Annotated in this window: 17 protein-coding genes; 7 read left to right on the top strand and 10 right to left on the bottom strand. The window is 72.0% G+C overall.

Going from position 1 to position 19,435, the window contains the following annotated elements; all coding sequences use genetic code 11:
• Window positions 1-95: 95 nt before the first annotated feature.
• A complete protein-coding gene (locus tag ACPEH2_RS05410; protein WP_423718462.1) occupies window positions 96-1,034 on the bottom strand; it encodes a LacI family DNA-binding transcriptional regulator in 939 nt (312 codons plus the stop codon).
• A gap of 105 nt (window positions 1,035-1,139) precedes the next feature.
• Between ACPEH2_RS05410 and galT the strand changes: the two genes are divergently transcribed.
• The 3 genes from galT (at window position 1,140) to ACPEH2_RS05395 (ending at window position 5,228) form a co-directional block, all read left to right on the top strand.
• Window positions 1,140-2,321: a galactose-1-phosphate uridylyltransferase gene (gene galT, locus ACPEH2_RS05405; protein ID WP_217529465.1), complete on the top strand. Its 1,182-nt coding sequence runs from the start codon at window positions 1,140-1,142 to the stop codon at window positions 2,319-2,321.
• Window positions 2,318-3,496 (top strand): galactokinase, encoded by a 1,179-nt coding sequence (gene galK / locus ACPEH2_RS05400; RefSeq protein ID WP_253034823.1) that lies wholly within the window; start codon window positions 2,318-2,320, stop codon window positions 3,494-3,496. Before galT ends, galK begins: the two co-directional genes overlap by 4 nt.
• A gap of 70 nt (window positions 3,497-3,566) precedes the next feature.
• Window positions 3,567-5,228 carry an ABC transporter ATP-binding protein gene (locus ACPEH2_RS05395; protein ID WP_217529473.1) on the top strand — a complete coding sequence of 554 codons (1,662 nt, stop codon included), beginning with the start codon at window positions 3,567-3,569 and terminating at the stop codon, window positions 5,226-5,228.
• Between the two features lie 388 nt (window positions 5,229-5,616).
• On the opposite strand, the gene ACPEH2_RS05390 is transcribed toward ACPEH2_RS05395, so the two are convergent.
• The 3 genes from ACPEH2_RS05390 to ACPEH2_RS05380 form a co-directional block, all read right to left on the bottom strand.
• Complete coding sequence (locus ACPEH2_RS05390) at window positions 5,617-6,576, bottom strand: ABC transporter permease (protein WP_253034821.1); 960 nt, start codon at window positions 6,574-6,576, stop codon at window positions 5,617-5,619.
• On the bottom strand, window positions 6,573-7,577 hold the full coding sequence (locus ACPEH2_RS05385; protein WP_064003762.1) for an ABC transporter permease: 1,005 nt from the start codon (window positions 7,575-7,577) through the stop codon (window positions 6,573-6,575). Before ACPEH2_RS05385 ends, ACPEH2_RS05390 begins: the two co-directional genes overlap by 4 nt.
• Window positions 7,578-7,662: 85 nt before the next feature.
• On the bottom strand, window positions 7,663-9,333 hold the full coding sequence (locus tag ACPEH2_RS05380) for an ABC transporter substrate-binding protein (protein ID WP_253034820.1): 1,671 nt from the start codon (window positions 9,331-9,333) through the stop codon (window positions 7,663-7,665).
• 149 nt (window positions 9,334-9,482) lie between these two features.
• Here ACPEH2_RS05380 and ACPEH2_RS05375 point away from each other — a divergent pair, with 149 nt between their 5' ends.
• The 3 genes from ACPEH2_RS05375 to ACPEH2_RS05365 all read left to right on the top strand — a co-directional run bounded on the left by ACPEH2_RS05375 (window position 9,483) and on the right by ACPEH2_RS05365 (window position 11,494).
• The gene (locus ACPEH2_RS05375; RefSeq protein ID WP_253034819.1) at window positions 9,483-10,346 is read left to right on the top strand and encodes a spermidine synthase; all 864 of its coding nucleotides are present in this window, start codon (window positions 9,483-9,485) and stop codon (window positions 10,344-10,346) included.
• Between the two features lie 88 nt (window positions 10,347-10,434).
• Window positions 10,435-10,962 carry a hypothetical protein gene (locus ACPEH2_RS05370; protein ID WP_064003759.1) on the top strand — a complete coding sequence of 176 codons (528 nt, stop codon included), beginning with the start codon at window positions 10,435-10,437 and terminating at the stop codon, window positions 10,960-10,962.
• A 43-nt stretch (window positions 10,963-11,005) separates the two neighbouring features.
• Window positions 11,006-11,494 (top strand): SprT-like domain-containing protein, encoded by a 489-nt coding sequence (locus ACPEH2_RS05365; protein WP_217529482.1) that lies wholly within the window; start codon window positions 11,006-11,008, stop codon window positions 11,492-11,494.
• Here the strand turns inward: ACPEH2_RS05365 and ACPEH2_RS05360 are convergent.
• Together ACPEH2_RS05360 and ACPEH2_RS05355 are read right to left on the bottom strand one after the other, a co-directional pair.
• Window positions 11,481-12,140, bottom strand: a complete 660-nt coding sequence (locus tag ACPEH2_RS05360; RefSeq protein WP_359920256.1) for a 2-phosphosulfolactate phosphatase — start codon at window positions 12,138-12,140, stop codon at window positions 11,481-11,483. The genes ACPEH2_RS05365 and ACPEH2_RS05360 overlap by 14 nt on opposite strands.
• On the bottom strand, window positions 12,137-14,596 hold the full coding sequence (locus tag ACPEH2_RS05355) for a beta-glucosidase (protein WP_359920254.1): 2,460 nt from the start codon (window positions 14,594-14,596) through the stop codon (window positions 12,137-12,139). Before ACPEH2_RS05355 ends, ACPEH2_RS05360 begins: the two co-directional genes overlap by 4 nt.
• Before the next feature lie 90 nt (window positions 14,597-14,686).
• Here ACPEH2_RS05355 and ACPEH2_RS05350 point away from each other — a divergent pair, with 90 nt between their 5' ends.
• On the top strand, window positions 14,687-15,193 hold the full coding sequence (locus ACPEH2_RS05350; RefSeq protein ID WP_359920252.1) for a hypothetical protein: 507 nt from the start codon (window positions 14,687-14,689) through the stop codon (window positions 15,191-15,193).
• 74 nt (window positions 15,194-15,267) lie between these two features.
• Here the strand turns inward: ACPEH2_RS05350 and ACPEH2_RS05345 are convergent, their stop codons facing one another.
• The 4 genes from ACPEH2_RS05345 to ACPEH2_RS05330 form a co-directional block, all read right to left on the bottom strand.
• The gene (locus ACPEH2_RS05345; RefSeq protein WP_359920250.1) at window positions 15,268-16,737 is read right to left on the bottom strand and encodes an FtsX-like permease family protein; all 1,470 of its coding nucleotides are present in this window, start codon (window positions 16,735-16,737) and stop codon (window positions 15,268-15,270) included.
• Complete coding sequence (locus tag ACPEH2_RS05340) at window positions 16,734-17,495, bottom strand: ABC transporter ATP-binding protein (RefSeq protein ID WP_217529498.1); 762 nt, start codon at window positions 17,493-17,495, stop codon at window positions 16,734-16,736. Before ACPEH2_RS05340 ends, ACPEH2_RS05345 begins: the two co-directional genes overlap by 4 nt.
• 101 nt (window positions 17,496-17,596) lie before the next feature.
• A complete protein-coding gene (locus ACPEH2_RS05335; RefSeq protein ID WP_064003752.1) occupies window positions 17,597-18,238 on the bottom strand; it encodes a response regulator in 642 nt (213 codons plus the stop codon).
• A gap of 19 nt (window positions 18,239-18,257) precedes the next feature.
• Window positions 18,258-19,421, bottom strand: coding sequence for a sensor histidine kinase (locus ACPEH2_RS05330; protein WP_359920247.1), 1,164 nt, complete (start codon window positions 19,419-19,421; stop codon window positions 18,258-18,260).
• Window positions 19,422-19,435: the final 14 nt, after the last annotated feature.

Genomic DNA, 19,435 nt, shown 5'->3' with positions numbered 1-19,435 from the left:
GTGCCGACAGCGCCGCCTGCTGACACGCTCGGACGGGCGCTCTCGGCAGCAGGGGGCGCTTTCGCGCGAACAACCGCGAGCGAGCGGGCGGCGCGTCAGCCCGACGCGCGGGCGATGAGCGTCGTCGGGACGACCGTCCGTGTCGCGGGCTCGCCGTCGAGCGTCGCCGCGAGGGCGGCGACGGCGGCCTCGCCGAGGGCGTCGAAGTCCTGCCGCACGGTGGTCAGCGGCGGGCGGTAGTCCGCGGCATCCGCCACGTCGTCGAACCCGATGACGGCGACGTCCTCACGTCCCGCCTCGGCGAGCGCGCGCAGCACGCCGAGCGCCATCTGGTCGTTCGCGGCGAACACCGCGTCGACGCCCGGGTCGGCGGCGAGGACGACTCCCGCCGCGTGACCGGATGCCGCACCCCAATCCCCGCGCAACGGTTCCCGGAGCGGCGGCCCGTCGTGCGCCGCCCGCCACCCGCGCTCGCGCTCGGCCGCCGCGAACGACCCGGCGGGCCCGGCGACGTGCGCGATCGCACGACGCCCGGCATCCGTCAGCCTGCGTGTGGCCGTCTCGGCGCCGCCCGCGTGGTCGGACTGGACCGTCGCGAACGCCCCGCCGGGTGAGTCGACTGCGACCAGCGCGAGACCCGCGGGCGGCGCGACGCCCTCCGCGATGGCCGTCGCCTCGTTGAGAACGATCGCGCCGTCGACGCCGAGGTCGTGCAGGCGGTCGAAGGCATCGGCGATGCCCGTCCGCTCGGCGAGCGAGATGAGGGTGACCGCCAGGTCGCGCCGGGCCGCAGCGGATGCCACGGCCTCGAGCATCCGCGAGTTGCCGACCGTCGCGAGGGTCGCGACGATGACACCGATCGTGCCGGAGCGGCCCGTGCGCAGGGCCCGGGCGGCGCGGTGCGGGCGGTAGCCGAGGTCGGCCATCGCCGCCTCGATGCGCGCGCGGGTCTCGGGGTCGACGCGCGGGCTGCCGTTGACGACGCGCGAGACGGTCTGGCCGGACACACCCGCCGCCGCGGCCACGTCGGCCATCGAGACGCGTCGCTGCACGGCATCCTCCCCGGCGCGGCCCCGGCACGATCTGCGGAGATCCGCGCGATGTTGACGATAACACAGCCCTTCGGCTACCGTGTTGACGTGAACACGCCGCAGTTCGAGCCCACCCCCACCGAGACATCCGACCTGGGCGCCGGCGTCGTCAAGCGCAGCACCCGCCTCGCCGACGGCCGCGAGCTGATCTACTTCGACGACCCCGGCACGACCCTCGGCCCGGAGCGCGCCGTCGACACCCGCGATCTCGACGCCCGCCCCGAGACCGCCACGATGCGGCAGGACGTCCTCACCGGCGACTGGGTCTCCGTCGCCGCGAACCGGCAGAACCGCGCGTTCCTGCCCCCCGCCGAGCTCGACCCGCTCGCGCCGCAGACCCCGACGAACCCGTCCGAGATCCCATCGCACTACGACGTCGCCGTCTTCGAGAACAAGTCGCCCTCGTTCGGCCCCGCCCTGGCCGAGGCGACCGACGACGTCCCCGCCGCAGTCGACCCGCCGCGCGGGCTCGACGACCTCGCCCACCTCGGGCTCGGCCGCACCCGCACGAGCGTCGGCCGCACCGAGGTGGTCTGCTTCTCGCCCGAGCGCACCGGCTCGTTCGGCACGCAGTCCGTCACCCGTGCCCGCACCGTCATCGAGGCGTGGGCCGACCGCACCGCCGCCCTGTCCGCCCTTCCCGGCATCGAGCAGGTGTTCCCCTTCGAGAATCGCGGCGAAGCGATCGGCGTCACGCTGCAGCATCCGCACGGCCAGATCTACGCCTACCCGTACGTCACTCCGCGCACGACCCGTCTGCTCGACTCGATCGACCGCACCGCCCCCGACCTGTTCCAGCGCATCCTCGAGTTCGAGCAGGCCGGCCCCCGCGTCCTGCTGCGCGGCGAGCACTGGACCGCCTTCGTGCCGTTCGCCGCCCGCTGGCCACTGGAGATCCACCTGCTCCCGCACCGTCACGTCGCCGACTTCGCGACGCTCTCGGAGCCCGAGAAGGACGAGCTCGCCCCGCTCTACCTGCGACTGCTGCGCGGCGTCGACGCCCTCTACGAGTCCGAGACTCCCTACATCGCCGCCTGGCACCAGGCGCCGGTCCACGTCGGCCGCGACACCGTGCGCCTGAGCCTGCAGCTCACGAGTCCCCGTCGCGCCGCCGACAAGCTCAAGTTCCTCGCCGGATCCGAGGCCGCCATGGGCGCCTGGATCGGCGACGTCCCCCCGGAGGACGCCGCCGCGCGCCTCCGCACCGCCATCGAAGGAGTCACCCTGTGACCGCTGCCGGCGAGGCCCACGGCCTCTTCTCCACCCTCACCGGCAACGAGCCGGTCGGCCTCTGGTCGGCGCCCGGGCGCGTCAACCTGATCGGCGAGCACACCGACTACAACGACGGCTTCGTCTTCCCGTTCGCGACGCCCCACCGGACGCACGTCGCGCTCGGCCGCCGCTCGGACGGCCGCATCCGCGTGGTCTCGACCTTCGACGAGGCGCCGGTCGAGGTGGCGCTCGCGGACCTCGACGCGCTGTTCCCCGACCGCCGCGACGAGGTCGTCGAGTGGGCCAGGTACCCGCTCGGTGTCGCGTGGGCCCTGCTGCAGGCGACCGGGACGGATGCCGCATCCGTCACCGGTGTCGACCTCGCGTTCGCCTCGGACGTCCCCGTCGGCGCCGGGCTCTCGTCGTCGGCGGCCATCGAGGGTGCGACCGGCTCGGCGCTCAACGACGTGTGGGGGCTCGGCCTCGACCGCGTCGCACTCGCGCAGGCGGGACGCCGCGCCGAGAACGAGGCCGTCGGCGCTCCGACCGGGATCATGGACCAGATGGCGTCGATGCTCGGTGAGACGGATGCCGGCACCTTCCTCGACTGCCGCAGCCTCGACGCGCAGGTGGTCGCCCTCGGATTCGACGCCGCGGGGCTCGAGCTCATGGTGATCGACACGCGTGTCGCCCACGCGCACTCGACCGGCGGCTACGGCGAGCGCCGCGCCGCGTGCGAGCGCGGTGCGGAGGCGATGGGCGTCCCGGCCCTGCGCGACGTGCGCGTCGACCAGCTGCCGCAGGTCGAGCAGCTCGTCGACGAGGTGACCTATCGGCGGGTGCGTCACGTCGTCACCGAGAACCAGCGCGTGCTCGACACCGTGCGTACGCTGCGCGAACAGGGCCCCCGCGCCATCGGCGACCTGCTCTACGCCTCGCACGCCTCGATGCGCGACGATTTCGAGATCTCGGTGCCCGAGCTCGACCTCGCCGTCGAGACCGCCCGCGAGAACGGCGCGGTCGGGGCGCGGATGACGGGCGGCGGATTCGGCGGGTCGGCGATCGCGCTCATCGACCGCGCCGCCGTCCCGGCCGTGCGAGGCGCGGTTCTGGCAGCCTTCGCCGCGGCGGGGCACACCGAGCCGCACGTCTTCACGGTGCGACCGTCCGAGGGTGCCCGCCGCGACGGCTGATCCCGTTACGGCTCGGTAAAGCCGGCGATCCGCCCGTGCGCCCGCGGCGGGCGGAGGGCAGGATGGACCCATGCCCTTCGCCACCACCCCCGCCGCCGGCACGCCCCTCCTGCAGGTGCGCGACCTCGCCGTCGAGTTCCAGACCATCGACGGATCGGTGCGCGCCGTGGAGGGCGTCGACCTCGACCTCGCCGCGGGTGAGACGGTCGCGATCGTGGGCGAGTCGGGCTCGGGCAAGTCGACGACCGCGATGGCCGTGATCGGCCTGCTGGCCGGCAACGGACGCATCGCCGACGGCAGCATCCGCCTCGACGGCCAGGAGCTCGTCGGGGCCTCCGAGGCGACGATGCGCGGCATCCGCGGGGCGCAGATCGGACTCGTGCCGCAGGACCCGATGTCGAACCTCAACCCGACGTCGAAGATCGGCACGCAGGTCGCCGAGACCCTGCTCGCGCACGGGCTCGCGACGAAGAAGGACGTCGACCGGAAGGTCGTCGAGACCCTCGCGGCGGCCGGCCTGCCGAATGCCGAGGAGCGCGCGAAGCAGTACCCGCACGAGTTCTCGGGCGGCATGCGCCAGCGCGCACTCATCGCGATCGGCCTGGCCTGCAACCCGCGCCTGCTCATCGCCGACGAGCCCACGAGCGCGCTCGACGTGACGGTGCAGAAGACGATCCTCGACCAGCTCGGCCGCATGACGACCGAGCTCGGCACGTCCGTCCTGCTGATCACGCACGACCTGGGTCTCGCGGCCGAGCGCGCCGCCCGGGTCGTCGTCATGCACCGGGGCCGCATCGTCGAGCAGGGCCCCGCGCGGCAGATCCTCGAGGACCCGCAGCATCCCTACACCCAGTCCCTCGTGCAGGCGGCGCCCTCGGTCGCCGTCGCACGGTTGCGCCCCGAGGCGTTCACGGCCCCGACACCGGATGCCGCGCCGAAGCCGGTCGACAACATCGTCGAGGTCGAGGGGCTCACCAAGCTCTACAAGGTCCGCGGGCAGAAGGAGGACTTCGCCGCCGTCCGCGACGTCTCGTTCGCGATCCCCCGCGGCGAGACGGTCGCGATCGTCGGCGAATCCGGGTCGGGCAAGACGACGACGGCACGGATGCTGCTGAAGGTCGTCGACCCGACGGAGGGTGTCATCCGCTACGACGGTGCGGATGTGGCATCCCTCAAAGGACGGCAGCTGCGCGAGTTCCGGCAGAAGGTGCAGCCGATCTTCCAGGACCCGTATTCGTCGCTGAACCCCATGTTCACGATCGAGCGGATCGTGCAGGAACCGCTCGACTTCTACAACCGCGGCTCCGCGAAGGACCGTGCCGCGCGGGTGCGCAAGCTGCTCGACGACGTCGCCCTGCCCGAGTCGATGCTGCGGCGCTACCCGTCGGAGCTGTCCGGCGGTCAGCGTCAGCGCGTCGCGATCGCGCGGGCCCTCGCCCTGTCGCCGGAACTGATCGTCTGCGACGAGCCGGTGTCGGCGCTCGACGTTCTCGTGCAGGACCAGATCCTGTCGCTGCTGCGCGACCTGCAGAACGAGTACGGCCTGAGCTACCTGTTCATCTCGCACGACCTCGCCGTCGTGCGCCTGATCAGCGACTACGTCTGCGTCATGAAGGACGGCGCGCTCGTCGAGGCCGCCTCGAGCGAGGAGATCTTCACGAACCCGCGCGACCCCTACACACGCAACCTCCTCGCCTCGATCCCCGGCAACGAGCTCGACATCGCCGTCTGACCCTCCTTCCGGCATCCCTCCCCTGTCACAAAACGCCGCCCGACGCGGCACGACGCGACAGGCGAACAGCGGATGCCGCGCCTCCGCAACCCTCCCCTGTCACAACACGCCGCCCCACGCCGCACAACGCGACAGGCGAACAGCCCCAGCACGCACGGGCAGCGAAGCGATCCCGGTGGGCCGGACAGTCGGGGAAGGGGCCCTGTTGTCCGACCCGCCGGGATCGCGCAGCGGTACCAGCCGCCCCGCCGGGATCGCGCAGCGGTACCCCGGCGCGACTACGGCACGACCGCGTTGCCGAGCCCGCCGAGCGTGTACAGCGCGGCCAGCCCCACGACCACGACGACGGCGAGCCCGACGACGACGAGCAGCGCCCGCCGGCTCACGATCAGCGCCCGCGCGTCCGGGGGTCCATGGCTTCGCGCAGCGCCTCACCGAAGAGCGTGAAGCCGAGCGCGGTGATGGCGATGCAGATGCCGGGGAGGAACGCCAACCACGGCGCGATGGCGAGTTCCGCCTGCGCGTAGGTGAGCATGCGGCCCCACTCCGCGGTCTCGGGGCGTCCGCCGCCGAGGCCGAGGAACGACAGCGCTGCGGCGTCGATGACGGCGGTCGCGAGCGACAGGGTGCCCTGCACGATGACCGGTCCGACCGCGTTCGGCAGGACGTGGGTCATCGTGATGCGCCCGCGGCCGAGGCCGAGGGTCTGCGCCGAGAGGACGTAGTCGGCCGACCGCTGCTGCAGCATCGAGGCGCGGAGCAGGCGCGCGAAGATGGGCACCTGCGCGACACCGATGGCGATCATGACCGAGTTCTGGTTCTGGCCGAGGATCGCTGCGATCGAGACGGCGAGCAGCAGGCTCGGCACCGACAGCAGGATGTCGACGAGTCGCATGATGACGTTGTCGACCCAGCCGCCGAACGTGCCGGCGATGAGGCCCAGCAGCATCCCGCCGACGAGGCCGTAAGCGGTCGAGATGACGCCGATGAGCAGCGACGACTGCGCTCCCCAGATGAGCTTCGACAGCACGTCGCCGCCGAACCGGTCGAGGCCGAGCGGGAACGCCGCGATCTCGCCGGGACCGGGGATGTAGGTCGGAGTGATCTCGCGCGCACCCGGGAGGTCGGTCTCGGGGTACGGGGCGAGCAGCGGCGCGAGGATCGCGACGAGCACGAACAGCAGCACGATGACGAGGCCGGTCCACGCAACGGGGCTGCGCCGCAGGCGACGGAAGACGTCGTGCCAGAAGCCGCCGCGCGGCGCTCCGCCGCTGCCGGCGTTCAGGTCGACGGCCGTGGCGTCCTCGGCGGGGCTCCCGCCGGCGGCGGGGGGAAGGACGGTGCTCATGAGACCCTCACTCTCGGGTCGATCAGGCTGTACGAGACGTCGACGAGCAGGTTGATCAGCGCGTAGACGATCGCGATGAAGATGATGAAGCCCTGCAGGACCGGGAAGTCGCGGTTGAAGATGGCGCCGGCGAGGAACGATCCGATGCCGGGGAAGGCGAACACCGTCTCGGTGAGGATCGCTCCCGACAGCAGCAGACCCGCCTGCAGGCCGATCGTCGTGATGACCGGCAGCATCGCGTTGCGGAGGATGAAGCGGTTGCGCAGCAGCGCTCCGGGCACGCCCTTGGCCTTGCCGGTGCGCACGTAGTCCGCGTTCTGGACCTCGAGGACGGATGCCCGGGTGATGCGCACGATGATCGCGAGGGGGATCGTGCCGAGCGCCACCGCCGGCAGAATCAGGTGGAGGACGGCATCCCATGCCGCGTCGAACTCCCCTGTGATGAGGCCGTCGAGGACGTAGAAGTTCGTGTAATGCGTCGCGTCGATCCGGGGGCTCTGGCGGCCGTCCGAGGGCAGCCATCCCAGCTGCACCGCGAAGACGTACTTGAGGATGAAGGCCAGGAAGAACACCGGCACGACGATGCCGAGCAGGCTGAAGACGACGGCGGCGCTGTCGGCCGCCTTGCCGTGGCGGCGGGCGGCCCAGTACCCGAGGGGCACGCCGACGCCGACGGCGATGATGAGCGCGGCGAGCGAGAGCTCGATCGTCGCGGGGAAGCGGCGCAGGAACTCGTCGAGCACGGGACGGCTCGTCTGCAGCGAGCTGCCGAAGTCGCCCGAGAGGAGCCTGCCGATCCACGTGAAGTACTGCTCGAGGAGCGGGCGGTCGAAGCCGTAGAGCTCGTTGATGCGGGCGACGGCTTCGGGGGTGGACTTCTCGCCGAGCAGGGCCTGGGCGGGCCCACCGGGGAGGGTTCTCACCCACCAGAAGAGCAGGATGCTCAGGCCGAGGAGGGTGGGGATCAGCAGCAGGAGCCTTTTGCCGATGGTTCGCAGCACGGGTGTCGCTTTCGGGGAGGTCGGTGCGGGGCGGGAGGGTGTCCCGCCCCGCACCGGTCAGGCGGCCGGGGCCGCCTCGATCGGCTTACTTCGTGAGGACGATCTCGCTGAACACCTCATCGTTCACGGGGCTCGCCGGGTAGCTCTCGACGCGGGGGTCGAAGGCCAGGGTGGGAGCCGGGTGGGCGAGCGGGACACCGGGGATGAACTCGGCGACCTGCTCGTTGATGTCGGAGTAGACCTGCGTCTGCTCGTCGAGGTCCGCGATGCCGCGGGCGTCGGTCAGGGCGGAGAACAGCTCGGGGTTGTCGAAGCCCCACTCCGCCGACTTCTGACCGAAGAAGACGCCGAGGAAGTTGTCGGTGTCGTTGTAGTCGCCGGTCCAACCGAGCAGGTGGATGCCGTGGTCCGTGCCGCCGGTGATGAGGTCGAGGTACTCGCCCCACTCGTTCGACTGCGGCGTGGTCTCGACGCCGACCTCGTTCAGCTGCTTCGACAGCACCGTGAAGATCTGCTCGGGGTCCGGCATGTACGGACGCGAGACGTTGACCGGGTAGTTGAAGGTCAGCGCGAGCGGGTTCGCCTCGTCGTAGCCGGCCTCGGCGAGCAGCTGCTTCGCCTTCTCGGGGTCGTAGTCGTACGTCGTGACGTCGGCGTTCCAGCCGTTGACGGTCGGCGGCATGAACTGCGTCGCCTTCTCGGTGCCCTCGGGGAGGACCTGCGAGATGAGCGCGTCCTTGTCGACGGCGTACGAGAGAGCCTCACGGACCTTCGGGTCCTGAAGCTCCGGGACCGCCTGGTTGAAGGCGAGGTAGAGGATCGTGAAGGGAGGACGCGACACCATCTTGTAGCCGTCCTCCTCGAGGGCGGCCGTGTCGGCGGGGCCGACGAGGTCGTACCCGTCGATGGAGCCCGACTCGAGCGCCTGGCGGCGGGCGGTCGGGTCGTCGATCACGCGGAAGATGATCTCGTCGATCTGGCCGGCGTCGCCCCAGTAGTCCTCGTACGAGCTCAGCGTCAGCTGCTCGCCCGGCGACCACTCGTCGAACTTGTAGGGACCGGTGCCGACGGGGTGACCCATCGCGTACTCGCTGAGGGTCGGGGCCTCGGCGGTGCCGCCGACCTCGTCGGCCTTGTACTCCTCGAGGGCGGTCGGCGACTGCATCCCGAAGGCGGGGAGCGACAGCGCCGCGACGAAGCCGGCGAAGGGCTTCTTCAGCGCGATGGTGACCGAGTCGTCGCCGTCGGGCGTGCAGGAGTCGTAGACCGCGGTGTCGGGGCTCGACGCGTAGCCCTTGAAGAGCTTGTTGTAGTAGTAGCCGAGCGCCTCGCTGGCGGCCAGGCCCTCCCAGTTGTACCAACGGTCGAAGTTGACGCACACGGCCTCGGCGTTGAACGGCGTGCCGTCGTGGAACGTGACGTCCTTCTTGAGGGCGAACGTGTAGCTCAGCGAGTCGTCCGAGACCTCCCACGACTCCGCGAGGAGCGGCGCCGGGTCGGCAGTGCCGGGCTTGGTGCCGACGAGACCCTCGAAGATCTGACGCGAGACGCGGAACGTCTCGCCGTCCTGGGCGAAGGCGGGGTCGAGGCTGGCCGGGTCGGCCGAGGCGCCGAAGACGAACGTGCCGTCGACGTCGGCCGAGCCTTCGCCTTCGGTCTCGCCGCCGCGCTGACTGGCGCACGCGCTGAGCGCGAGCGCACCGATGACGAGGGCCGCGGCGCCCGCGACCACCCGCTTCCTGGACATGGGGAGCATTGCTGTGCACCTTCCGATGAGGCTCGTCGGCGACGCGCCTGGAGGGCGGCGCTGCCGAAGGGATGCCGCTGACGCTACCTGCCCCACTGCGGGCAAGCGGTTACATCTGCATCTCGATCGTGTTTCTTCCTGCGGGCTACCGTAGACGAATGGCCCGCTCCCGCGACCCGATCGACCCGCCTGTCGCGAGACTGTCCGACGGCCGGCAGGCGCGCATCGTGCCGGGTCGTTTCGCCGGCGGCTGGGAACTGATCGTCGACACGACCCCCCAGTCGCACGTGGACCTCGACGATCCGTCGCACCTCCACTTCGAGTACGTCGCCCGGATGGGTGCGGTGATCGACCAGATCGGGATGCCGGGCGAGCCCCTCACGGCCGTGCACCTCGGTGCGGGCGCCCTGACCCTGCCGCGGTACGTCGAGCACACCCGGCCGGGGTCGCGGCAGCAGGTGATCGAGCTGGAGCAGGCGCTCGTCGACCTCGTCCGCGCGCACCTGCCGCTCCCCCGCACTGGACAGCTCCGGGTACGCATCGGCGACGCGCGCGACGTCGCGGCGCGCCTGCCCGCGGGGCTCGTCGGCAACGTCGACCTCGTCGTCTCCGACGTGTTCGCGGGCGCCCAGACCCCCGCCCACATCACGAGCGTGGAGTACTACCGCATCCTCGCGGGGCTGCTCGCACCCACCGGCATCCTGCTCGTCAACATCGCCGACGGCAGCGGGCTGGCCTTCGCGCGCCGTCAGGTCGCGACCGTGCGCTCGGTGCTCGAGCACGTCGTGATCCTCGCCGAGGTCGGCACACTCAAGAGCGGTCGGTTCGGCAACATCGTGATCGCCGCCTCTCCCGCTCCGCTGCCGATGGACTGGCTGCCGCGGCTCATGGCGGCGGGGCCGCACCCCGCGAAGGTCGCTCACGGCGCCGAGCTCGAGGCGTTCGCGCGCGATGCGCGGATCATGACGGATGCCGACGCCACCCCGTCGCCGAAGCCCGCCGCATCCGTCTTCGACCGCTGAGGCCACGACGCGCGGCGCGCCCTCAGCCGATTCCGGGTCCCGCCCGGCGACACTGGAGGCACACGTCGCTGGGTGGGAAGGATTGGCCGTGGGCTTCATCAAGGGATACGACCCGGAGACACTCCGAGAGATCGTCGACCTCGACGAATGCCAGGCACGGCTCGTCGAGCTCGGCGAGCAGCGCAGCCTCGCGGCGATGCTCGAGAAGGTGTGGCTCCTCAAGGTGACCGGCCGTCTCGACGACGCGCTCGTGGTGTCGGAGGAGTCGGTCCGTCTCGCGCGGATGGCCGGGACACGCAAGGACCTGCTGCGCGCACGGATGCTGCACGCCACCGTCCAGCAGTTCCGCGGCGCCTACGCGGCCGCGATCCACGAACTCAACACGTGCGTCGAAGAGGCCGAGGGCCAGGGCTGGGCGGCGGTGGCCGCGTTCGGCTGCCAGCACCGCGGGAAGGTGCACTTCGACGCCGGCGACGATGCGTCGGCGCGCGCGGACTTCAAGAAGGCGCTCTTCCTGCGGCAGGAGGCCGGAGCGCCCGAGGAGCAGCTCGAGTCGACGCTGCTCGCGATCGACGCCGTCGACCGGCGCCGCAACCGTTCCACGGTCGCCAGCTGAGCCGTTCCCGGCGAGTGTCGTACATCCGTTCTATCGTGCTGGCATGAGCGATCTGATCGACGTCCGCCGCGAGGCGGAGTCCCTGCTGCGGCAGCTGCTCGACGACTCGTGGAGCTTCGCGTTCGACAACGCCAAACGGCGCGCGGGCGCGTGCGACTACCTGCGCAAGCGCATCACGCTCTCGCGCTACCTCGCCGCGCGGTACGACGCCGAGACCAACCGGCAGACGATCTTGCACGAGATCGCCCACGCGATCGCGGGGGCCGCCGCCGGGCACGGCGCGGACTGGAAGCGCATCGCGCGCTCGCTCGGCTACACCGGCGGCGTGACGCACCGCGGCGAGACGGCGACCGAGCTCGCCCCCTGGGTCGGGGTCTGCCCCGCGGGGCACGTCGCCTACCGGCACCGCAAGGCCACGCGGGCGACCTCGTGCGCACGCTGCGCACCGACGTTCGATCCGCGCCACCTCATCACCTGGCGGCGGCGCGAGATCACCGCCGAGACGCGGCGGGCCGCCCTCACTCCGCGCTGATCGCCTCGTACGCCCGCCACACGCCGCCGCGCAGGACCGGCACCGCATCGTCGGCGTCGTGGACCGCGGCGGCGAGCACCTCGGCGCGGCGGTCGGCCTCGAGCAGCTCCTGCCCCGAGCCGCTCGCCGTCAGCAGGTGACGGACGGCGGAACGGAGCCCGCGGAAGGACTCGGATGCCGCCGCCGCCTCCGGCGACGAATGGTCGAGGCCGAGCGCCTCGAGGGCGGCGAACACCGCGCCCGCGCCCAGCTGGTCCTCGACCGAGAAGCGGAGGACCGCGGCATCCCCCTGCCCGGACAGCTCCCCCGCCGCGATCACGTTGACGCTCGTCCGCGCCGCGCGGCGGTTCTGCTCGGCCAGCACGGCGTGCGCGACCGCGGTCGCGTTGCGCAGGCACCCCAGGAAGACGACCGCGCCCGCGTCCGCGGCGGCCGAGGCGACGGCGGCGCCGTTGCGCGAAACGGCGTGGGCCGCGTCGTCGTGCGGCACGGTCTCGCCGCCCACGATCCGCGCCGACACGGTCGACGAGAACCGCAGGACGTCGACCACGACGACCACGTCCGCGGGGGCGAGGCGGCGCAGGCCCTCCTGCCCCCAGTCGAAACGCAGTTGGTAGCGGGACTGGTCGAATGGGCTCGCGGTCATCCCTCCAGCGTACGAGCGTCGACGACCGGCTTCAGCGCGAGCGCGAGGCCGAGGACGTTCCGCGCCGTGCGCTGCAGTTCACCGCGGGTGAGTCCGTCCGCGCGGGCGAGCGAGTCGAGGATCGACGTGTCGGCGTACGCCTGCGGCGCGCCGTCGCGCTTGACCCCGCCGGGCATGAGGACGTCCACCTGCGCACGGACGCGGTAGGCGTTGTCCGCGAGGGCGGGGAAGTCCGAGTCGGCGGACTCCTCGATCCACCAGTCGGTGATGACCGTGCCCTCGTACCCCCACTCGCCCCGCAGGACGACCGTCGCGAGGTCGTGGTGGTAGTGCGCCCACACCCCGTTGATCTGGTTGTACGACGTCATGATCACGCGGGGCGCGGCTTCGCGCACGCAGATCTCGAAGCCGCGCAGGTAGATCTCGCGCAGGGCGCGTTCGGAGACCCGCGAGTCGTTGCGGGTGCGGTTGGTCTCCTGGTTGTTCGCGGCGAAGTGCTTCGGGCAGGCGGCGAGTCCGGTGCTCTGCACGCCGCGCACGACGGCGGCGGCGATGCGTCCCGAGACGACCGGGTCCTCGCTGAAGTACTCGAAGTTGCGCCCGCACAGGGGGTCGCGGTGGATGTTCATGCCCGGGCTGAGCAGCACGTCCGAGCCCTTGCGCAGCATCTCCTGGCCGTGCAGCGCAGCGAGCTCCTCGATGAGCGGGACGTTCCAGGTCGAGGCGAACGCCGTCCCCGAGGGCAGCAACGAGGCGTAGGCCGCGAGGCGGATGCCGCTCGGCCCGTCGGTCGTCGTGATCGGCGGCACGCCCTTGGCGCGCAGCGACTCGGACACCCCGCCCAGCACGCCCGCGTTGCCGGCGGCCCCCAGCGGGCTGTCCATCGTGACGTCGCCGCGGGCGAGGAGCGACAGTTCCTCATCGCTCAGCTGCGCGACGAAGTCGTCGAGGGATGCCGCACCCGCGGCGACGTCGGCGAGGTCGACACCCCTGTCGCCCGTGTGCGGGATCTCGGCGGGCAGGGTGGTGAGGATCCGGTCGGCCCGCGCGACGGTGCGCGTGGGGACGGTCTCGTGGGCGACGACGGCCGAGCCGTCTGCCGCTCGCGCGAGCGTGAGTCGCTCGAAGGGCAGGACCGGGGCGGCGACCTCGGTGGCCGTGCGCACGACCCGCGTCTCGGGCACGTCGAACGCCGCCACGCGCGTCGCCGAGCGCACGTCGGTCCCCACGAACACGGGGTACTCGCCGGCTTCGAGGACCCAGGCGCTGCGGGTACCGGTCGCGCCGGCGTCGTCGTACGAGGCGAGGTCGTCGAGACGCACCGTGAGCCGGATCGTCTCGCTCGCCCCGGGCGCGAGCAGCCCGGTCTTGCCGAACGCCGCGAGCTGACGGGCGGGCTTGCCGAGGGCGCCGTCCGGAGCGCCGGTGTAGACCTGCACGACCTCCTTTCCGGCGACGGCCCCCGTGTTGGTGACGACGGCCTCGAGGGTCAGGGCACCGGCATCCGTCGTCACCGTCGTCGCCAGCTCGAACGTCGTGTACGACAGGCCGTGCCCGAACGGGAACAGCACCCGGTCGGGGGCGAACGTCTCGAAGTAGCGGTAGCCGACGAAGACGTCCTCGGCGTAGACGTTGACGTCGAGGTGACCGAAGTTCGGCGCACTGGGGTAGTCCTCGTAGCTGAGGGCGATCGTGTCGGTCAGCTTGCCGCTGGGGCCCGATTCGCCGGCGAGCACCCCCGCGACGGCGCGGGCACCCTCCATGCCGCCCTGCCAGGCCAGCAGCACGGCGCTGATCCGGTCGCCGTACGCGACGACCCACGACAGGTCCATCACGTTGCCCGCGTCCACGACAACCACCACACGGTCGAAGTGCGCGGTCACGGCGTCGAGGAGGGCGCTCTCCTCCGGCGTCAGGTAGTAGCTGCCGGGCTCGAGGATGCTGTCGCGCGCCTCGCCCGCCGCGCGGCCGATGGCGACGACCGCCGTGTCGGCACGGGATGCCGCGGCCGCGACCTCGGCGTCGGCGATGGGCATCTCGGGGAAGTGGTGCGGCCACTGGCCCCAGTTGGCGGTGAACACCGGCCGGTTCTCGGCGGACCACGTCGAGTACAGGGTCGCGAGGTCGTCGTCGACGCGGACGCCCGCGTCGCGGAGCCCGGCGAGCAGGTTCCAGATGTAGGGCACCTTGACGTCGCCGCCCGAGCCGTAGCCGACGGCGAACCAGTCCACCTGCACGCGCCCGAAGACCGCGACGGTGCGCTCGCCGAGCGGCAGCGTGCCGTCGTTGGTCAGCAGCACGACACCCTCGGTGGCGGTCGCCCGCGCGATCTCGGCGAGGGCGGGATCGAGGGTCGGGTCGGTGTCGAGCAGCATCGACGAGATCTGCGCAACGGACTCGACGGGAGCGAGCGTGTGCGAGCGGTCGCCGGATTCGATGGCGGGTTCGAGGGGCATGGCGGTCTTTCGCAAGGGTCGCCGAGGCGACGGAAGTATGGGAGCGCTCCCAACGTACCGACTCCCCCGCCGGAATGCGAGAGTGGAGGCATGCGGATCCTGCTGAAACTCGAACTCGACTGCACCGCGGATGCGGCGTGGCGCGCCCTGCACTCGCCGCGGGCGGTCACCGAGCTGTACGGACCGCTCCTCGACATGGCGCCGATGGCCGCGTCGCTCCCGACCTCGTTCGAGCCGGGCGCCGACGTCCCGGTCGAGATCCGCGCCCTCGGCCTCCTCCCCGTCGGTCAGCAGCTGATCCACGCGAGCGACCGCTACACCGAGGACGCGAACGGTCCGGTGCGGATCTTCCGGGACAGCGGCATCCCGCTCACCGGTCCCCTCGCGGCGCTCGACGTCTGGGACCACCAGATGGCGGTCAGCCCGCTGCCGGGCGATCCGTCGCGGACGCTGTGGCGCGATCGCCTCACGATCGGCGGGATCGCGGCGCTGCCGCTGTGGCCGATGCTGTGGGCGGCGTGGCAGTACCGCGGCATCCGCCTGCGGGCCCTCGCCCCGACCTGGTCGTACGACCCGCCCGCCGCGGAGACCGACTGACGGACGGATGCCGCCCCTCCGCGTGACCCGGACTGGTCACACGAAGGGGCGACGATCTGCGCGCGACGGGGCGCCTACTCCGACAGAGCCTCGACGGGCACCGTGCGGGTCGCGATCCGCGTCGGGGCGACGGCGGCGCCGAGGGTGAGGGCGGCGGTGGCGACGATCACGATCGCCACCGGCAGCAGCGGGATCGCGGGTGCGACGAACGTCGGCGACTGCCACAGCGGCGGCATCGCGACCGAGCCGAGCAGCGACTGCGCGGCGACCCAGCCGTAGAGGACGCCGAGGACGAGCCCGAACAGCAGCGCCGTGACCGTGACGTGCGCCGCCTCGATGAGGACCATCCGGCGGATCTGCGCCGAGGTGAGACCCAGCGCCCGCAGGAGCCCGAGCTCACGCTTGCGCTGCACGATGCCGATCGTGAGGAGGTTCACGAGGCCGACCGCCGCGATCACCGCACTGACGGCGACGAGAGACATCATGACCGTCGAGAAGGTGTCCATCATCTGGTTGAAGGCTGCGTCGGGTTCGCCGCCGCTCGAGGCGGTGACGAGGGACTTGGCCGACTCGGCCGCGACCGCGAACATCACGACGAGCGCGACGCCCATGACGACGCCGATGGCCATGCGACTCGACCGCTCCGGGTACCGGACGGCGTTCTCGGCGGCCAGCCGCGCCGTGACCGACTTCCCGAAGAAGCGGCCGGTGGCCTTCAGCAGCGGCGGCATGATCGAGACCGCGCTGATCGAGACGGCGGTGAAGCTGCACAGCCCGCCGAAGAAGGCGACGAGCACACCGATCGGGCTCAGCAGCCCGAGCAACGGTCCCCCGCCCAGCAGGACGGCGCCGATCACACCGAGGACGAGGGCGGCGACCTTGCGCCCACGATTCTCGGCGATCTCCTCCCGCGAGCGCTCGACCGATCCGCCGAGCGCCTGGAGCGGCGTGACGGTGAGCACCCGACGCGACCCCGACCACGCGGCGATCCACGTCGTGAGGGCGACGGCGACGGCCGGCACGAGCAGGGTTGCCTGGACGGGGGACCAGTTGCTCGTCACCCCCAGCGCCCGGTCGAGGAGCGGGACGGCCGGAAGCATCGCGAGGGTCGTGAGGACGAGGCCGAGGACGGCACCGATCGCGCCGACCGCGAGACCCTGCGTCGCGACCTCGGCGCGCTGCGAACGGGCGGTCGCGCCGATGAGGCGGAGGAGGGCGATACGCCGCGTGCGGCCGGCGATGATCGTCGAGAACGTGTTCGCGGTGACGATGGCGGCGACGTAGACGGCGACGGCGAGCAGGATGCCGCTGAGCAGCATCAGCACGAGGGTCATCGTGCCGGAGTCCCCGTACTCCGGGTTCGACCCAAGCGCGTTCGAGAGGTACCCGGTGGCCGAGAGCAGAACGACACCGAACGCGGTCGAGATGGCCGAGACGAGGATCGTGGCCCCCATCCCGCGTTCCCGCAACCAGGCGAGCCGAGAGGTCCGAGCGGGCTCCGGCACGGCGGTGACGGGGGCGGCCGGAGCGGCGAGCGCGGTCACGCGGTCACCTCCGCGCTGAGCATGTGGGCCGAGATCTGCTCGGCGCTCTGACGGGGCTTGTCGGCGACGATGCGGCCGTCGCCGAGGAACAGCACGCGATCGGCGTACGACGCGGCGACCGGGTCGTGCGTGACCATGGCGATGGACTGACCGTGCTCGGTGCTCGCGGCGGCGAGCAGCGAGAGCACCTCGCGCCCGCTGCGGGAGTCGAGGTTGCCGGTCGGCTCGTCGGCGAAGACGAGGTCGGGTGCCGTCGCGAGGGCGCGGGCGATCGCGACGCGCTGCTGCTGCCCGCCCGAGAGCTGGTGGGGGCGGTGCCGCAGACGCGGGCCGAGGCCCAGTGTCTCGACGAGTCCGTCGATGCGGGCGCGCTCCTGCGTGGTCGGCCGGCGACCGTCGAGGTCGAAGGGCAGCAGGATGTTGCCGATCGCATCGAGGGTCGGGACCAGGTTGAAGGACTGGAAGACGAAGCCCACCCGGCGGCGGCGCAGGATCGTCAGCTCGACGTCGGACAGGCCCGTGATGTCGGTGTCGCCGATCCAGACGCGGCCGGAGGCCGGGGCGTCGAGTCCCGCCATGATGTGCATGAGGGTGGACTTGCCCGAGCCCGACGGGCCCATGATCGCGGTGAACTCCCCGCGGCGGATGCCGACGGTCACGTCGTCGAGTGCGCGGACGATCGACTCGCCCCCGCCGTAGGTCTTGGTCAGGTGCTGGACGCGGGCGGCGAGGCCCAGGTCGGTGGTCGTGATCTCCATGTCTTCGACGCTACGGAGGAGGCCGCCCGCGCCGCGTCGGCCTGACGGTGCCTCCGCGTACATCGTGAGGATGATCCGGCATCCCCCGTCGCGACGGTGGGTCAGGCCAGGCCGTGCTCGAACGCGAAGACGACGAGCTGCACGCGGTCGCGCAGGCTCAACTTGGCGAGGATGCGGCTGACATGCGTCTTCACGGTGGCCTCGGAGAGGAACTCGCGCGCGGCGATCTCGGCGTTGGACAGGCCCCGCGCCGCGAGCCCGAAGATCTCGCGCTCGCGCTCGGTGAGGGCGTCGAAGGCGGGCGGGACCGGACGGGTCGGACCGCCGAGCGAGGCGAACAGGTCGCGGGTCGCGGCGGCGGCGATGACCGACGACCCGGCGTGGACCGTGCGGATCGCGGCGAGCAGGAACTCGGGGTCGGCGTCCTTCAGCAGGAACCCGCTGGCGCCGCGCTGGATCGCGCGCGCGGCGGCCTCGTCGAGGTCGAACGTCGTGAGCATGACGACCTTGGGCGGGTCGGGGTCGGCCAGCAGCGCCTCGGTCGCGGCGAGTCCGTCCATCACCGGCATCCGGATGTCCATCATCACGACGTCGGGCCGGGTCGCGCGGACGACCTCGATGGCCTGCGCGCCGTCGGAGGCCTCGCCGACGACCTCGAGGTCGGGCTGCGAGGCGACGACCATGCGGATGCCGGCGCGGAAGAGGGCCTGGTCGTCGACGAGGACGACGCGGATCGGGGTCATGCGGGGTCTCCAGTGGGGGTCATGCGGCGGGTGCGCCGATCGGCAGCGATCCCGACACGAGGAAGGACGTTCCGGCGGGGGCGGCGTCCAGGCGGCCGCCGATCAGCTGCGCCCGCTCGCGCATGCCGATGAGCCCGTGCCCGGGGGCGCGCTTCTCACCCGTCGACACGTCGACGAGGTCGTTCCGCACCGACAGGTCGACGCGGTCGGGATGCCACGCGAGCGCGACGTCGACTCCACCGTCGCCGCCGTGGCGGATCGCGTTGGTCAGGGCCTCCTGCAGGATCCGGTACACGGCGAGCTGCACCGAGGCGGGCACCTCGGCGGTGGGGGCGGGGTCGACGTCGACGCGCAGCGGCGTGCCCGCCGCCCGCACCTGCGCGTACAGCTGCTCGAGGTCGGCGAGCGTCGGCTGCGGCCCCTCGGCCTGCGAGTGTCGCATCTGGGTGAGCAGCAGGCGCACGTCCGACAGCGCGGCCCGGGCCGTCGACGAGATCGTGCCGAGGGCGTCGGACTGCGCCTTCGGATCGGATGCTGCCGCGTACCGCGCGCCGTCGGACTGCGCGATGATGACGGCCAGTGAGTGCGCGACGATGTCGTGCATGTCGCGCGCGATGCGGGTGCGCTCCTGCTCGGCCGCGGTCTCCTCCTCGGCCCGCGACTGCGCCGCGCGGTTCGCTCGCGCGCGGAGGGCGGTGCGGACGAGAGCGCCGGCGGTCCACGAGAGACCGAGAGCGAAGAGGGCGGCGAGCAGGACGAAGATCAGGGTCGGGATGTCGGACAGCGAGCCCGTGCCGAGGTACGCCCAGCGGAAGAGGTAGGCCGTGATGGTCCCGGCGCCGAGGACGACGGAGGACAGCCCCAACCAGAAGACGCGGCGCGACCCGTAGGCCGCCGTCGCGTACAGGACGGCGAAGATCGCGATGTCGGCGAAGCTCGGCCCCCGGCCCAGACCCATCTGCACGACGGCGCCGACCCAGGCGACGGCGAGCGCGAGACCCGGCGAGAATCGTCGCAGGCCGAGGGCGCCCGCCAGGAGGAAGACGACCGGGACCGCCGACCACCCGCCGATGGGCGACGTCATCGTGCCGGTGTTCAGCTCGTACGGCAGCGCCACCAGCGCGAACAGCATCGCGACGGCCGCATCGACGGCGGCCTGGTAGGGGCGGAGCTTGCGGAACACTCCTTCGACGCTAC

It is taken from the genome of Microbacterium sp. NPDC064942 (assembly GCF_049545525.1).
GTDB lineage: Bacteria > Actinomycetota > Actinomycetes > Actinomycetales > Microbacteriaceae > Microbacterium > Microbacterium gawkjiense.
The sequence above is the reverse complement of the archived record's forward strand: the minus strand, read 5'-3'. Positions and strand labels throughout refer to the sequence as shown.

What these genes read in the sequence shown, in the direction of transcription:
- ACPEH2_RS05410 (WP_423718462.1), bottom strand. Translation starts at nt 1,034, where the DNA reads ATGGCCGACGTGGCCGCGGCGGCGGGTGTGTCCGGCCAGACCGTCTCG.
- ACPEH2_RS05395 (WP_217529473.1), top strand. Translation starts at nt 3,567, where the DNA reads ATGCCCTTCGCCACCACCCCCGCCGCCGGCACGCCCCTCCTGCAGGTG.
- ACPEH2_RS05390 (WP_253034821.1), bottom strand. Translation starts at nt 6,576, where the DNA reads ATGAGCACCGTCCTTCCCCCCGCCGCCGGCGGGAGCCCCGCCGAGGAC.
- ACPEH2_RS05380 (WP_253034820.1), bottom strand. Translation starts at nt 9,333, where the DNA reads ATGCTCCCCATGTCCAGGAAGCGGGTGGTCGCGGGCGCCGCGGCCCTC.
- ACPEH2_RS05375 (WP_253034819.1), top strand. Translation starts at nt 9,483, where the DNA reads ATGGCCCGCTCCCGCGACCCGATCGACCCGCCTGTCGCGAGACTGTCC.
- ACPEH2_RS05365 (WP_217529482.1), top strand. Translation starts at nt 11,006, where the DNA reads ATGAGCGATCTGATCGACGTCCGCCGCGAGGCGGAGTCCCTGCTGCGG.
- ACPEH2_RS05360 (WP_359920256.1), bottom strand. Translation starts at nt 12,140, where the DNA reads ATGACCGCGAGCCCATTCGACCAGTCCCGCTACCAACTGCGTTTCGAC.
- ACPEH2_RS05355 (WP_359920254.1), bottom strand. Translation starts at nt 14,596, where the DNA reads ATGCCCCTCGAACCCGCCATCGAATCCGGCGACCGCTCGCACACGCTC.
- ACPEH2_RS05350 (WP_359920252.1), top strand. Translation starts at nt 14,687, where the DNA reads ATGCGGATCCTGCTGAAACTCGAACTCGACTGCACCGCGGATGCGGCG.
- ACPEH2_RS05340 (WP_217529498.1), bottom strand. Translation starts at nt 17,495, where the DNA reads ATGGAGATCACGACCACCGACCTGGGCCTCGCCGCCCGCGTCCAGCAC.
- ACPEH2_RS05335 (WP_064003752.1), bottom strand. Translation starts at nt 18,238, where the DNA reads ATGACCCCGATCCGCGTCGTCCTCGTCGACGACCAGGCCCTCTTCCGC.